Consider the following 14125-nt stretch of genomic DNA (forward strand, 5'->3'; position numbering starts at 1 on the left):
CGGGAGCACCCTCGCGTAGGGTCATAATCGACCTTTCCGTCCCCGGGGGTCCCCATGCGCCATACGCTTCGTCTCCACGCGCTCGCCGCGTGCCTTGTGCTCGCCTTTTCCGCCCATGCCGCCGACAAGGCCACGACGATTCCGGACAAGGCCGTGACCGCGGCGACCGAACTGCGCGACCGCGCAATGAACGACAACACGGGCTATGAGTTCGTTTCCGCACTCACCACCGAAGTCGGCCCGCGCCTCGCCGGTAGCTCCGCCGACGCCCGCGGCGTCGCGTGGACCGTCGCGAAGTTCAAGGCGATGGGCTTCGACAAGGTCTACACCGAGAAGGTGAGCTACCCGCTGTGGCAGCGCCGGAGCGAGCATGGCGCGATCGTCGCACCCTTCCCGCAGCCGCTGGCGCTCACCGCGCTCGGCTATTCCGCAGGCACCCCGGCTGGGGGCCTCACCGGCGAAGTCGTCGCCTTCAACGACCTCGACGCACTCAAGGCGGCGGATCCGTCGACCGTCAAGGGCAAGATCGTCTACGTCAGCACCCACATGCAGCAGCAGAAAGACGGTCACGACTACGGCCTGGGTTCGGCCACGCGTACCCACGGCGCCGTGCTCGCTGCCCAGATGGGTGCTGCCGCCTACCTGCTCCGCTCCGCCGGCACCGATGCGCACAGCCGCACGCCGCACACCGGCGTCACCGGTTTCACCGACCCGAAGCAGGCCATCCCCGCCGCCGCCCTCTCACTGCCCGACGCGGACCAGCTGGAGCGCGTGCTGAAGGAAGGCAAGCCGGTCACGCTCAAGCTCGATCTCGATGTCGGCTTTGCCGGGACATACGAAGGCGCGAATGTGATCGCGGAAGTCACCGGTCGTAAATACCCGAACGAAGTCGTCGCTATCGGCGGCCATCTCGATTCATGGGACCTGGGCACTGGTGCGATCGATGATGGTGCCGGCGTTGCCATCGCCGCCGCAGCCGCAAAGCTCATCAAGGACATGCCGCAGCGCCCGGACCGCACCATTCGTGTCATCGCGTTCTCGAACGAAGAAATGGGTTTGTGGGGTGGCCGCGCTTACGCCGAGGCCCATGCGAAAGAGGTGGCGAAGTTCCAGCTAGGCACCGAGTCCGACTTCGGCGCCGGACGCATCTGGCGCATGAGCGCGAGCGTGAAGCCCGAAGCCCTCGGCGCGATCCAGCAGATTGCGAAGGTGGTCGAGCCGATCGGTGTCGCCTACGACGCCAGCAAGCCCGGCGGCGGCGGCTCCGACCTGTCGCAGATGCACGGCAAGGGTATGGCCGCCCTGTCGCTCACGCAGGACGGCACGGACTACTTCGACTACCACCACAACGCTAACGACACGCTCGACAAGATCGATCCGAAGGCGCTGGCGCAGAACGTGGCGGTGTATGCGACGTTCGCTTACATGGCGGCGCAGGCGAATGGCGACTTCGGCTCGAAGCCGGGCGCGTTCGCGAAGGATGGCGCACACGATTGATCCATGCCGAAGCACGCCGCAGCCCTGTAGGAGCCGCTTCAGCGGCGAACCCTCAGCGATGATGTAGCGAGAGAGGCTTTGTGTTGACTCGGGCGACGGTTTAACCGCTTGCGTGATCAGGGCAAAGCCTCACTCGCAGATCGGTTGAGCTGAGGGTTCGCCGGCACAGCCGGCTCCTACAACAGCACTGACATCAGTGCACTGGATGAGGCTGCAGCTTCTTCGCGGGCGCGAGGCGCTCCTGCAGGCGGTTCATGTAGAGATAGATCACCGGCGTGAGGTAGAGCGTCAGGATCTGCGACACCACGAGGCCACCCACGACGGCAAGGCCGAGCGGCTGTCGTGTGGAGGCACCGGCGCCGATACCGAGGGCGATCGGCAGGGTGCCCGCAAAGGCGGCCGCCGTCGTCATCATGATCGGGCGAAAACGCACACGGCAGGCTTCCGCAATCGCCTCGGACGGCGCGACGCCACCGTCGCGCTGACGCTCCAGGGCAAAGTCGATCATCATGATCGCGTTCTTCTTCACGATGCCCACCAGCATGATGATGCCGACGAACGCGAACAGGTCCAGCGACGCGTTGAAAATCACCAGCGTCAGCAGCGCACCCACGGCTGCAGCGGGAAGCCCCGACAGAATCGTCAGCGGGTGGATGAAGCTCTCGTAGAGGATGCCCAATACCAGGTAGATCACGAACACCGCGAGCAAGAGCAGCAGACCCATGCCCTTGACCGAATCCTGGAAGGCCTGCGCCGTGCCCTGCACACTCCCGCTCAATGTCGGCGGCAGCTTGAGCTCCGTCGTTGCGCGACCGATGCTCGTCACGGCATCACTGAGCGACACACCCGGCGCAAGGTTGAACGATACCGTTACGGCCGGAAGCTGGCCCTGATGATTGACCGTCAGCACCTGCGGCTTGCGCTCGAAGCTTGCCACGGTATTCAACGGCACCAGCTTGCCGCTGTCTGAGGTGACATAAAGCCTCGACAGCACCGCCGGGTCGTCCTGCATGCGACGCTCGACCTGAAGGATCACCCAGTACTGCGTGGCCGAACCGTAAATCGTCGAGATCTGGTTCTCACCGAACGCCGAACCGAGCGCCGTCTGCACCTGGTCCATCGTCAGCCCCAGCGGCGCGAGCTTGTTGCGATTGACGGTGACGACCATCGACGGACTGTTGAGGTCGAGATCGGTGGTGACGTCCTGGAAGCCGGGCAGCTTCTGGAACGCGGTGACGAGCTTCCCGGACCAGTCGTAAAGCGCATGTAGATCGGTCGACTGCACGGTGTACTGGTACTGCGCCTTCGACTGGCGCCCGCCGACCTGGATCGACGGTGGATTCTGGATATACGTGCGGATGCCCGGCACCTCGGCGAACTTATGCCGCAGTTCCTGGATGATCTGGTCAGGCGTGGTGTGCCCGCGCTCAGCGGAATCCTTCAGCCGGAGCAGCAACGAGCCGGAGTTGATCGTCGCGCGCGCGCCGCCGGCACCCACGCTGGACATGACGCCTTCGATGTTCGGGTCTTTCTGTGCGATCTCCGCTAGCGACTGCTGGCGTGCGGACATCGCGGAAAAGGAAATGTCGGTCGGACCTTCCGTGGTGACACGCAGCTGACCGCTGTCACCTGCCGGAATGAAGTCCTTCGGCGTGATCACGAACAACACGCCCGTCGCAGCGAGGCTCAGGGCAAACACGCCGACCACGGTTCGCGGATGGCGCATGCACCAGGCGAGCGTGCTCGTGTATCCGTTGGTCATCGACGCGAAACCACGATCAAACCAGACGACGATGAAGCTGCGCTTGTCGTGTGCATGCGCCTTGACGAAGCGGCTGCACAACATGGGGGTGAGCGTGATCGAAACGAAGCCGGAAATCAGGATGGAAACGCTGATGACGACCGCGAACTCGTGAAACAGCCGACCGACGATGCCGCCCATGAACATCACCGGGATGAACACGGCGACCAGTGACAAGGTCATCGAGAAGATCGTGAAGCCGATCTCGTTGGCACCCTTCACGGCGGCGTCGAAGGGTGTCTCGCCGAGCTCGATGTGACGCATGATGTTCTCGAGCATCACGATCGCATCATCGACGACGAATCCCACCGCGAGGGTCAGGGCCAACAGGGAGAGATTGTCCAGGCTGTAGCCCAGCGCGAACATCGCACCGAAAGTACCGAGCACCGAGATAGGCAAGGCGACGGCTGGAATGAGTGTCGCCGAGGCATTGCCCAGGAACAGGTAGATCACGATGACGACGAGGATACCGGCGAGGATCAGGGTGAACTGGACGTCATGCACCGAATCGCGGATCGAGTCGGAGCGGTCGTACATCACGTCCAGCTTTACCGACGGTGGCAAGGTGGCGCTGAACGCAGGCAGCAGGGAGAGGATCTTGTCGACCGTCTCCACGGTGTTGGCACCCGGCTGCCGTTGAATGGCCAGGGTGATCGCACGATTGCCGTTGTACCAGCTCGCTTTCTGGTCGTCCTGCACGCTGTCGCGCGGCACGGCGATATCGGAGAGCCGCACGGGCGCACCATTTCGATAAGCGACGACGATCTGGCCGTAATCGGCAGCCCGCATCAACTGGCCATCCGAACGAATGGACAGCAGCTGCCGCCGACCATTGAGCGAACCGGTCGCCTTGTTGACATTCGCGGCGGCGATCGCGTCGACCATCTTGTCGACGCCGATGCCCGTCGCGGCGAGCCGGTCCGGATCCACGGCGATGCGCACGGCGTACTTCTGCGAGCCGTACACGCTCACCTGTGCCACGCCATCGACCATCGAGAGCCGCTGCGCCAGCTCGGTCTCGGCGTAGTCATCTACCGTGGACAACGGCAGCGTCGTCGATTGCATGGTAAGGAACAGAATCGGTGCGTCGGCCGGGTTGACCTTGCGGTAGGTGGGCGGCGTCGGCATGTCCTGCGGCAGCTGTCGCTGCGCGGCGGAGATCGCGGCCTGGACGTCCTGCGCCGCGCCGTCGATGCTGCGATCGAGCGAGAACGTCACGGTGATCGTGGTCGAGCCCAACGAACTGGACGAGGTCATCGAGTCGATGCCGGCCACGGTCGAGAGCTGCGATTCGAGCGGCGTCGCCACCGACGACGCCATGGTCTCCGGCGACGCTCCGGGCAATGAGGCACTGATGTTGATCGTGGGAAAATCGACGTTCGGCAGTTCGTTCACGGGCAGCCGCGGGTACGCAGCGATACCGAAGATGACCAGTGCCGCCATCAGCAGCGTCGTCATCACCGGGCGACGGATGCAGAGTTCCGGCAGGTTCATGCGCCTTCCTCAGCCTTTGTCGGCGCGTACGCGCGCACCGTCCACCAGAAGCATCTGCCCTTCGGTGACGACCTGTTCGCCGCCCTCGAGACCCTTGTCGATCACCGCGCGATCGGCCGTGGTCGCTCCGGTGGTGACGCTTCGCTGCTCCACGGTCTTGTCCGCTTTGACGACGAAGACGAACGAGCCCGACGTGGAACTCTGCAGCGCGATCACCGGAACGCTGACCGCGTCCGCAAGACGCGTCGTGGGCAGGGTCACGTCGGCGAACTGGCCGGGCGTGAGCCGACCGTCCGCGTTGTGGAACCGGCCTTTCAGGATGATCGTTCCCGTGGTCGGATCCACCGCGTTGTCGATGAACTCGAGTTCGCCCTGCAGCGGTGTGCCCTTGTCGCCGGGAATACTCGCCTGCACGGGCAACGGGCCCTTGCGCACGCTGCTGCGCACGGCGGAGAGGCTGTCTTCCGGAATGGAGAATGCGACACGGATCGGGTCGACTTCGTTGAGCACCACGATGTCGGTCGTGTCGGCCGTAAGCGTGGCGCCGGGGTAGGCCAGCGGGGCGCCGGTCACCCCGTCGAAGGGGGCGCTGATCGTGGTGAAGTCGAGCTGGGTCTGCGCGGCTCGCGCCGCGGCCCGATCGCTTTCCAGTGCCGCACGGGCGACACCGAGGTTGGCCTTGTACAGGTCGTAATCGGCGCGGCTGACGAAGCCCTTGCCAAGCATGTTTTCGTAGCGGGCCAGGTCGGCCTCGGCTTTCACCAGCTGCGCCTGGTCACGTGACACATTGCCCTGCGCCTGGTCGTAGGCGGCTTTCAGCGGCCGCGGATCGACCCGGGCCAGCAGATCCCCTTTTTTGACGTGGGTGCCGGGAGTGAACGCGAGTGCCTCCAGCTGCCCACTGACCCGCGAACGCAGATTGACCGTGGAATACGCTTCGGCCCGACCGATCACCTTCAGCGAGAGGTCGATCTCGCCGCGGGTCGCGAGCGCGGTGGTTACCGGCACGCCGGCCGCGGTCTTATCGCCGGGCTTCGGGCCGTCCTTACCGCCGGCGTCGTGGCGCCAGATCGTCGCGGCAATGGCACCGACGGCGACCAGCACCGCTATGACGAGAAATTTCTTCCCTGGGGAACGTTGCATGTGGGCTCCGGCCGAATCCTGGGGGTCCGGTCGCCGCGCTCGGGAGCGCGGACTGGTTTTGGTTCGGACATCCTTCGTACAAACGCAGGTCGTGGCGTTTGGTTGACCGGCCGGTCAGCTTTCTTCGGACGGGCCGTCGAGGCTCTGGAGGTTCTCTTTCATGCGGTCCAGGACCGCAAGCATCATGGTCAGGTCATCGGGAGAGATGCCGGCCGTGGCGTCGCGGCGAAGGCCACGGGCGATATCTTCCATGCCATCGATGACACCACGCGCCTGCTCGGTGTCGTGAAGACGCCAGGCGCGCCGGTCCTTCGGGTCGGCGCGTCGTTCCACGAAGCCGGCGGCCTGCAGGCGGTCGATGACGCGTCCCACCGCGATCGGCTCCATGTCCAGCTGTTCAGCCAGTTCGTTCTGCCGCATGCCGGGGCGCCGGTGAAGGGCTTTGAGGGCACGCCACTGGGCGCGAGTCAGGCCGAAACGCACGGCTCTGCGGTCGAAGTGCTTGCGAAAGAGCAAGGTAACGTCATTCAGCAGGTAGCCGAACGAGATGTCTTCAACTTTGAGCTGATCGGCCATAACCTGGAGCATGCTGCGAAAGGGAGTACATCCATCGTAGCCAATTGCGGCGCCACCGTCACAGAAGGAGGCGAGATGGCTTTGGAGCTGATCGAGACGGATATCACGCGGCTGGCGGTCGACGCCATCGTCAACGCCGCCAACGAGTCCCTGCTGGGCGGCGGCGGGGTGGACGGGGCCATCCACCGGGCCGCAGGACCGGCCCTGCTGGCCGCTTGCCGGGCGCTCCCGGAAGTAGCCCCCGGTGTGCGCTGCCCAACCGGGGAGGCCCGTCTCACGGCAGGCTTCGCCCTCCCCGCCCACTTCATCATCCATACGGTGGGACCCGTGTGGCAGGGCGGTGGCCGGGACGAGGCCGACCGACTGGCCGCCTGCTATAGGAATGTTCTCAAAATGGCAGAGACGCATGGCATCGCGTCCATCGCGTTTCCCGCGATCAGCGCAGGGGTCTACGGCTACCCGGCCGATGCCGCCGCGCGCATCGCGGTCGATACGCTGCGCGCGGCGCCATGGCGTCCTGGACGCGTGGTGTTATGCACGTTCGGGCCGTCGATGACGCAGGCGTACGAGCGACTGCTCTGATCGAAACTACCGGGGATACAGGGGCGGAAGGCCCGACGGCTCCTTCCCATCCGGCAGGGTCGACCAGTCGAATCCCCGTGTGAACGCTGCCTTCAGCACGACGGGGTCGACCGCTCCACCGGCGAAGCGCGCGCGCTGGAGCATGACGATCGCGGCCCGCTGATCCTCTCCGGCCAGCGCCTCCGACAAAGCACCTGTGCTGCGAAGGGACGGCCGTACCGCCTGTGCCCAGGCCAGCAGCAGAGCGTCCAACGTCCCGGCATCAACGGACGTCGAGAAAAGAAACGCATCGCGTGCCGGTCGTTCGCGAACAGGACCGTGGGACACGGGCGCCGCGGCGTTTGCCGCTGCCGTCGCCGGCCCACGGCGCCGACCGAAAAACAGCCACGCCGCGACCGTAGCCAACCACAGCAGCACCGCCGCCAGGAACAGCCAGCGCCAAGGCGTGGAAGAAGCTGACGGCGCCAGTGAGGTAGCGGCAGAGGTCGAAGCGACCGCGGACGGCTGCGCGACGGATGCGCCCGAGACGGGTGGCGGTGTCGCGCCCGCGCCGGATGCCACCTCGATATCGTGGGCGGGCACCGTGGCGACTTCCGGCTTGTCGGTCACCACGTTCCACCAGTGCAACGTGGTTTCGGGAATGTGCAGCGTTCCGCTGCGCGTCGGCACGACGGCGAAACCCTGCTGGCGACGACCGGTTATCCATGCCCCGTTGCTGCCACCACCCGTGACGGCTTTGTCCGGATAGACGTCCGCGCCGTCGATCCTGGGCAGCGAGAGCGCGGGCAACGCTTCGAAAGGCATGCCGACGGCGTCGAGCCGCATCGTCAACGTGATCGGCTGGCCGACGCGCCCCTTGCCATCGGCCGGCAGGCCTTCGAGGGAGAGCCTGAGCTCGCGCGCCGGAATCCAGGCGGCGTCCGGTGCCGACGCCGGACGATCGCGAACCGTCACACGCAGCCGCTCGGCCACGGCGCTGACCGGCGCGCCGGCACCGAAGAACGAGCCCCCATCGGATGGATCGATCGCCGTTCCCTGGAAAGTCGGTGGCTGGATATCCAGGCTGCCTGCGCGCTGCGGGAAAATGGCGTAGTGACGTTCGAGGACATTGAATCGCCGACCGCCACGCATAGCCTGGTAGTTCGCGTCCTGTCCCACGCGACGGACCTCGGCACCTTCCGCCGCAGGATCGCCGAGTTGACCGTCAGCGAGGTTCACCGCGAGATAAAGACGCAGCGTGTAGTCGATCTGTTGCCCGACATAGGCCTGCGTCGGCTCGGCCTTGCCTTCGAGCACGACCGGACGATCGGCCGCGGGTGCACTCGTGTTCGATGACGTCGCGACATCGAGCGGTACCGGCTGGGTGCGTTGACCGCCGACGACGAGGGCCGGGATCGTGACATGCCCCTCGCGCCGCGGACTCAACGAAACGCCAAGAATGGTGTGGGCTTCGCGACGTCCGTTGACGATGCTGAGGGAGTGGTTGGTCGACGTGCCCAGGATCACGAAGTCGTTCTGTAGCGGCGACAGGTCCGGTTCGTCCACGGACTCATCGCCAATCTCGATATTCAACGTCACCGTCTCGCCGACGCCCACGCTGCTGCGATCGAGCGAAGCAACCGGCGGCGCGGATTGCGCCATGGCCATCGAGGGAATCGCTAGCGCAAGGACCAGCAACAGGTAACGCATCGTCACTCCTCCGGCTCGGCGCCGTGACGACGCTGGTATTCGAGCATGAATTTTCTTCGCAGCAGGCCACCGGGATCGTCGGGGACGCGCATCAGCGCGCGGCGCACGTCGGCCGGCAGCTTCGACGAGGCGTCTTCGGCGGAGAGCTCGCCGAGGTCGTGTCCCTTGTCATCGGCCGGCTTGCCTTTCTTGCCGGCAAGCGCCGCATCCATCTGCTGTTTCAACGCGGCCTGGGCCTGTGCAGCCTGCTGGCGCTCGGCAGCGGACTTGGCTTCCGCGTCGCCCTGGGGCGCCTGGGATTTGCCTGGCTCCTTGCCCTTGTCGCCACCTTCGCCTTCGCCGGTCTTGTCCTGCGAACCCTGCTGTTTCTGCTGTCCGTCCTTGCCATCGGCGCCGGGCTGCTGACTTTGCTGCCCCTGCTGACCCTGTTCGCCCTGCTGGTCCTTGCCCTGATCGCCCGATTGGCCCTGCTTCTTGTCTTGCGGGCTTTTTCCGCTCTGCCCTTCGTCTTTCTTGTCCTGCTTCTGCTTCTGCTTCTGCTTCTGCAGAAAATCCGCAACCGCCTTGCGATTCGCCGCAGCATCCGCGTTGCCTGGATTCACTTTCAGGGCACGGTCGTACGCGGCAAGCGCATCGTCGTAGCGCTCTTGTTTGGCCAACGCGTTACCGAGATTGTATTGAGAATCGCTATCGGCACGCTGGGCAAGGGCGGCTTCTGATCCCGCGTAATCACCGGCCCGATAGGCAGCTGCGCCGAGCAGGCCCTTGCTCGTCGCCAGCGACTGCGCGCGCTTCGCATCGCCATCGGCCAGCGCCTTCGCCGCCTGCTGGTCGCGCGTACGGAATGCGTTCGTGACGCCGTCGGCGCGCGCGGGCGCCAGGGGCATCAACATCAAGGCCAGCACGAGCAACCATCCACGCCGGAATGCCAGGGCGACGATCGGCAGAAGCGGAATGAGCAACCACGGCCCCCGATCCTGCCATAGGCCCGACGTGGCGCCTTCGACGGCCTTGCCCTCGCCATCGCCATGCAGCGCCGATGCGAGCGAGGCCACGTCGGACTGGTCGTCGGTGGTGACGACATAACGGCCACCGCCGGCGACAGCCACAGCGGACAGTGACGCGTCGTTACGGGCCGCCATGACGATCGCGCCTTGCTCGTCCTTGAGAAAGCCGCCGTCATCACCGGGAACCGGTCCGCCACGCGGGGTGCCAAGACCGAGAACGGACACGGTGTTCCCGGCGGCACGTGCGCGGCTGGCAGCCCCCGCGGCCGAGGCGTCGGCGTGATCGGTCACCAGGACGATCGAACCGCCGCGAATACCGGCGTGACGAATCAGCTCGGTAGCCATGTCGATCGCCTTGCCCGGATCGTCACCGGCCACGGGCATCGTGTCGGGTGCCAGCGCGGTGAGCAGGTCGTCCACGCTATGAGCGTCGGTCGTTAGAGGAGCCACCGTGAACGCTTCACCGGTATAGGCAACCAGCGCGTTCATCCCGTCACGATTCGCGGCATAGAGTTCACGCACCTTGTAGCGCGCACGACTGAGCCGGTCGGGCACGACATCGTGCGAGAGCATGTGTTGCGACATCGAGACGACCACGACCTGTGCGGCACGCTCGGCGAAAAGCGGCTGCGACTGGCGATCCCAGGCGGGGCCGGCCAGGGCGAGAACGGCGAGGATGGCGGCGGCGATAAAGGCGACCACGGGAGCGCGTGACGCACCGGGTTTACCGTCGAGCAGATGCGGCAACAAGAGCGGATCCGCGAGGCGCGTTAGCATGCGCACTGCCGCCGACCGCCTGCCGACAAGCCACGCGAGCACGGGCACCGAAAGCAGTAGCCAGAGCCAGCGTGGCTCGATGAAATGCAGATGGCCGAGCCACTCGGTCATGCGAAGGCCCTCCGCCCGAGATAGCGCGGCAACGCGCCGATGGCGAATAGCACGAGCGAGGCCAGCAACGGCCAGCGGAACAGTTCGTAGCGCGGCCTGAGGGCGGCGCCTTGCTGAGGTACGGGCTCCAGCGCATCGATCGCGCGATAAGCCTGGGCGAGTTCGGCGCTGTCCGTCGCGCGGAAGAATCGCCCGCCCGTCTGGTTGGCGATATCGGTAAGCATGGACACGTCGAGATCGGCCGAAGGGTTTACCTCGCGACTCCCAAAGAAATCCGGAACGCGCATGGACGTCGCGCCGATACCGATCGTATAGACGCGAACCCCGGCAGCCTTGGCGGCGCGCGCCGCCTCACGCGGCGAAATGGATCCCGCATTGTTTACGCCATCGGTGAGCAGTACGACCACGCGCGCCTGTTCGGGCATGTCGGCGAGGCGCTTCACGGCGACAGCCAGGGCATCGCCGATGGCCGTCTCCCGACCGGGCAAGCCGACCACCGCACCGTGCAACTGCGCGCGGACCGCATCCAGATCGTAAGTGAGCGGTGTGACAAGGTAGGCCTGCGAACCGAACAGGATGAGGCCCAGCTCATCACCCGCGCGCCGATCGATGAAGTCGCCGGCGATCGCCTCGACGGCGGCAAAGCGCGTGACGTTGCGGCCAGCCAGCTCCATGTCGTCGAGCGACATGCTGCCGGAGAGATCGACCGCGAGCATGGTCGCGCGTCCGCTGCGCCGCTGTGGCTCCGGCGGTCCGAGCCACTGCGGTCTGGCCGCGGCGGTGACGAGGCAAAGCCAGGCAAGCGCCAGCAACAAGGTTGCCGAGAACGGCGCCCGGGTCACGGATGCCGCCACGAGCGACAGGCCCGGCTGCGGCAGGTTCATGGCCTGCGCGGGTTTCAAGGGGCGCAACACATGACGCAACAGCCACGGTAACGGCAGGGCAGCGAACAGCCACGGCCATGCGAACTCAGGAAGCGACATGCGGCAACCTCCGTCGCAGGGCGACGCGCACCCAGGCTTCGACATCGAGCGCTGTCGACGGCACGTCGAGCGCTGCCTCGGGACGGTAGATGGCGTCTTCAATCCGCGCCAGGCGCGTGACGTCCTGTCGGGGTGCCATGGCGGCGAGGGCATCGCGCCACGCCACGCCTTTCAGCACCACGCTGCGGGGGTCGTTCGTGCGGGCGACGCGACGCAGAAGCTGGCTTGCAACGGTGGCGAACGCGGCGACATTACCGTCTTGCGCGCAACGCGCGGTGGCGTCGCGAAGGTCGGCCAGCGCGGCATCGACACGACGGTTCCACGCCGCACGACGACGAAGGAACACTATGACAGCGACCGTCGCCGCGACGAGCAGGGCGAACAGGACCCACCACCCGGGGGCCAGCGGCCACCACATGGATACCTGTGGCACGTGGATGTCGCGCAGTTCGGGGCCCGGGGTCGGCATCAACGTGCCCTTCCCGAACCGAGTAGCGCGACCACGGCATCGAGCGGATCGGCCGTGGTGTCGATCGTGCGCGCCCGCACGCTGAGTCCATCGGCAAGCACGGATAGTCGCCGCACGCCTTCACCGAGCGTGCGCGCGAAATCCGCGCGCTGGCGCTCACCCTCAAGGACGATGTCGTAGTGAATGCCGCCGTGCGCAAGCGGGTAGCGACCTGCCGGCGGCGGGGCGAGCTCCAGCGCATCGGCGACAGTGAGCACGGACACCTCCGCCTTGCCAACCAGCCCGAGCATCCGTCCGCGCGCGGCATCGTCCACGGCGAAACCGTCACTGACGATCAGCACACGCGATGCGCCGTGCATGAGACGGCCCGCACGTTGCAGGGCCGACGAAAGGGTTTCGTCCGCGCCGGGCGGCAACGCGTCCCATGCGGCGATCGCACCCACGACGGCAAGTGCCCCGCGAGCCCCGCCAAGGGGACGAAGCAGGCGGCGTTGACCACCGAACGCAAGCACACCGACGCGATCGCCGCCGCGCACGGCATACCACGCGGCCATCGCCGCGGCGCGTGCCGCCTGCACGGATTTGAATCGCGTACGGGTGCCGAAGCGCATGCTCGCATTGCTGTCGAGAAGGATCAGGAGACGACCTTCACGCTCTTCCTCGAAGAGCTTGGTATGCGCGACACCGCTACGTGCGGTCAGTCGCCAGTCCATGCGCCGTACGTCGTCACCGGCCTGGTAAACGCGAGACTCGGCGTAATCCATGCCCCGGCCGTGTAGCCGGCCGGGCCGCTGGCCGCTGCGCTGCACCCTCGACACGACAGGGGGCGTCGGCGCACGTGCCACGCGTGCACGTAGTGCGATCAGTTCGGGCAGCGACACGTGGACGCGCCCCTCCGGAATGGGGACGACGGCACTCACGGCAGCGGCACGAGATCCAGCAGGCGATCGATCACCGAATCGATGCGTACGCCTTCCGCCTCGGCCTCATAGCTGGGCAACACACGGTGACGGAGCACTTCGTGCGCAATGACATGGATGTCTTCCGGGATGACGTAATCGCGACCGGCAAGCCAGGCATGCGCGCGGGCGCAGCGATCTAGGGCGATGGTGGCGCGCGGGCTGGCACCCCAGGCGATCCAGCGCGCGAGCTCCGGGCCATATTTCGCAGCGTTGCGGGTGGCGACCACGAGCTGGGTGATATACAGCTCGAGCGGCGCGGCCATGTGTACGGCAAGCACGGCGTCGCGCCCGGCGAACACGTCAGCCGGACGCAGCATGTGAGCGGGAGGCGGCACCGGGTGCATGGCTTCGCGTGCCTGGTCGCGCGCCAGGCGAAGGATCGCCAGTTCGGCATCGGCGTCGGGATAGCCAATGGTGACGTGCATCAGGAAGCGATCGAGCTGGGCCTCCGGCAGGGCGAAGGTTCCTTCCTGCTCGATGGGGTTCTGGGTCGCCATGACCATGAACAGATCGGGCAGCGGCCAGGTGCGTCGGCCAATGGTGATCTGTCGCTCCGCCATGGCCTCGAGCAGGGCTGACTGCACCTTGGCCGGCGCGCGATTGATCTCGTCCGCCAGAACGATGTTGTGGAACAGCGGCCCCCGCTCGAACTCGAAGGTGCCGGTCTGCGGACGGAAGATATCGGTGCCGGTGAGGTCGGCGGGCAGCAGGTCGGGGGTGAACTGGATACGGTGGAAATCCGCCTCCACGCGGGTGGCAAGGGCCTTGATCGCCGTGGTTTTGGCCAGCCCGGGCGCACCTTCGACGAGCAGGTGCCCGTCCGCCAGCAGGGCGATCAGCAGGCATTCGACCAGGTGCGGCTGACCGATGATGCCGCGGGACAACTCCTCACGCAGGCGGACGAACGCTTCCTGGAGAGGCGTCGTGGCAATCGGCAGCTCGGACATCGGGGGCTCTCGTGCGGGTAGAGGGACGATGAGACCACAGCCGGCCGGAGAAGTTTAGGGGCGAAAAAAAAGGGGCGGCCCTGAGGC

The 14125-nt window shown here is 66.1% G+C and carries 11 protein-coding genes; 2 read left to right on the forward strand and 9 right to left on the reverse strand.

The genetic code is table 11. The features are described 5' to 3' along the window. The first annotated feature begins 54 nt into the window (after nt 1-54). Nucleotides 55-1497 (forward strand): M20/M25/M40 family metallo-hydrolase, encoded by a 1443-nt coding sequence (locus HB634_RS19100; RefSeq protein ID WP_213949742.1) that lies wholly within the window; start codon nt 55-57, stop codon nt 1495-1497. 193 nt (nt 1498-1690) lie between these two features. Here the strand turns inward: HB634_RS19100 and HB634_RS19105 are convergent, their stop codons facing one another. From HB634_RS19105 to HB634_RS19115, 3 genes are all read right to left on the reverse strand, one after another. Beyond that, nucleotides 1691-4792 (reverse strand): efflux RND transporter permease subunit, encoded by a 3102-nt coding sequence (locus tag HB634_RS19105; RefSeq protein WP_213949743.1) that lies wholly within the window; start codon nt 4790-4792, stop codon nt 1691-1693. A 9-nt stretch (nt 4793-4801) separates the two neighbouring features. Further along, entirely contained in the window at nt 4802-5935 is a 1134-nt protein-coding gene (locus tag HB634_RS19110; protein ID WP_213949744.1) for an efflux RND transporter periplasmic adaptor subunit, read from the reverse strand. A 114-nt stretch (nt 5936-6049) separates the two neighbouring features. Beyond that, complete coding sequence (locus tag HB634_RS19115) at nt 6050-6511, reverse strand: MarR family transcriptional regulator (RefSeq protein WP_063571745.1); 462 nt, start codon at nt 6509-6511, stop codon at nt 6050-6052. 75 nt (nt 6512-6586) lie between these two features. Here HB634_RS19115 and HB634_RS19120 point away from each other — a divergent pair, with 75 nt between their 5' ends. After that, nucleotides 6587-7093, forward strand: coding sequence for an O-acetyl-ADP-ribose deacetylase (locus HB634_RS19120; protein ID WP_063571744.1), 507 nt, complete (start codon nt 6587-6589; stop codon nt 7091-7093). A gap of 6 nt (nt 7094-7099) precedes the next feature. On the opposite strand, the gene HB634_RS19125 is transcribed toward HB634_RS19120, so the two are convergent. The 6 genes from HB634_RS19125 to HB634_RS19150 are packed head-to-tail and all read right to left on the reverse strand — an operon-like array spanning nt 7100 to nt 14038. Then, on the reverse strand, nt 7100-8782 hold the full coding sequence (locus tag HB634_RS19125) for a BatD family protein (RefSeq protein ID WP_213949745.1): 1683 nt from the start codon (nt 8780-8782) through the stop codon (nt 7100-7102). Between the two features lie 2 nt (nt 8783-8784). After that, on the reverse strand, nt 8785-10677 hold the full coding sequence (locus tag HB634_RS19130) for a tetratricopeptide repeat protein (RefSeq protein ID WP_213949746.1): 1893 nt from the start codon (nt 10675-10677) through the stop codon (nt 8785-8787). Further along, nucleotides 10674-11660: a VWA domain-containing protein gene (locus HB634_RS19135; protein ID WP_063571741.1), complete on the reverse strand. Its 987-nt coding sequence runs from the start codon at nt 11658-11660 to the stop codon at nt 10674-10676. Before HB634_RS19135 ends, HB634_RS19130 begins: the two co-directional genes overlap by 4 nt. Then, nucleotides 11647-12129: a DUF4381 domain-containing protein gene (locus HB634_RS19140; RefSeq protein ID WP_213949747.1), complete on the reverse strand. Its 483-nt coding sequence runs from the start codon at nt 12127-12129 to the stop codon at nt 11647-11649. Before HB634_RS19140 ends, HB634_RS19135 begins: the two co-directional genes overlap by 14 nt. Continuing rightward, the gene (locus HB634_RS19145; protein WP_213949748.1) at nt 12129-13049 is read right to left on the reverse strand and encodes a DUF58 domain-containing protein; all 921 of its coding nucleotides are present in this window, start codon (nt 13047-13049) and stop codon (nt 12129-12131) included. Before HB634_RS19145 ends, HB634_RS19140 begins: the two co-directional genes overlap by 1 nt. After that, on the reverse strand, nt 13046-14038 hold the full coding sequence (locus HB634_RS19150; RefSeq protein ID WP_063571738.1) for a MoxR family ATPase: 993 nt from the start codon (nt 14036-14038) through the stop codon (nt 13046-13048). The genes HB634_RS19145 and HB634_RS19150 overlap by 4 nt, the downstream gene beginning before the upstream one ends. Nucleotides 14039-14125: the final 87 nt, after the last annotated feature.

Origin of the sequence: Luteibacter sp. dw_328 (assembly GCF_018449605.1) — a bacterium.
Taxonomy (GTDB): domain Bacteria; phylum Pseudomonadota; class Gammaproteobacteria; order Xanthomonadales; family Rhodanobacteraceae; genus Luteibacter.

What these genes read in the sequence shown, in the direction of transcription:
- HB634_RS19100 (WP_213949742.1), top strand. Translation starts at nt 55, where the DNA reads ATGCGCCATACGCTTCGTCTCCACGCGCTCGCCGCGTGCCTTGTGCTC.
- HB634_RS19125 (WP_213949745.1), bottom strand. Translation starts at nt 8,782, where the DNA reads ATGCGTTACCTGTTGCTGGTCCTTGCGCTAGCGATTCCCTCGATGGCC.
- HB634_RS19120 (WP_063571744.1), top strand. Translation starts at nt 6,587, where the DNA reads ATGGCTTTGGAGCTGATCGAGACGGATATCACGCGGCTGGCGGTCGAC.
- HB634_RS19150 (WP_063571738.1), bottom strand. Translation starts at nt 14,038, where the DNA reads ATGTCCGAGCTGCCGATTGCCACGACGCCTCTCCAGGAAGCGTTCGTC.
- HB634_RS19140 (WP_213949747.1), bottom strand. Translation starts at nt 12,129, where the DNA reads ATGCCGACCCCGGGCCCCGAACTGCGCGACATCCACGTGCCACAGGTA.
- HB634_RS19110 (WP_213949744.1), bottom strand. Translation starts at nt 5,935, where the DNA reads ATGCAACGTTCCCCAGGGAAGAAATTTCTCGTCATAGCGGTGCTGGTC.
- HB634_RS19105 (WP_213949743.1), bottom strand. Translation starts at nt 4,792, where the DNA reads ATGAACCTGCCGGAACTCTGCATCCGTCGCCCGGTGATGACGACGCTG.
- HB634_RS19115 (WP_063571745.1), bottom strand. Translation starts at nt 6,511, where the DNA reads ATGGCCGATCAGCTCAAAGTTGAAGACATCTCGTTCGGCTACCTGCTG.
- HB634_RS19130 (WP_213949746.1), bottom strand. Translation starts at nt 10,677, where the DNA reads ATGACCGAGTGGCTCGGCCATCTGCATTTCATCGAGCCACGCTGGCTC.
- HB634_RS19135 (WP_063571741.1), bottom strand. Translation starts at nt 11,660, where the DNA reads ATGTCGCTTCCTGAGTTCGCATGGCCGTGGCTGTTCGCTGCCCTGCCG.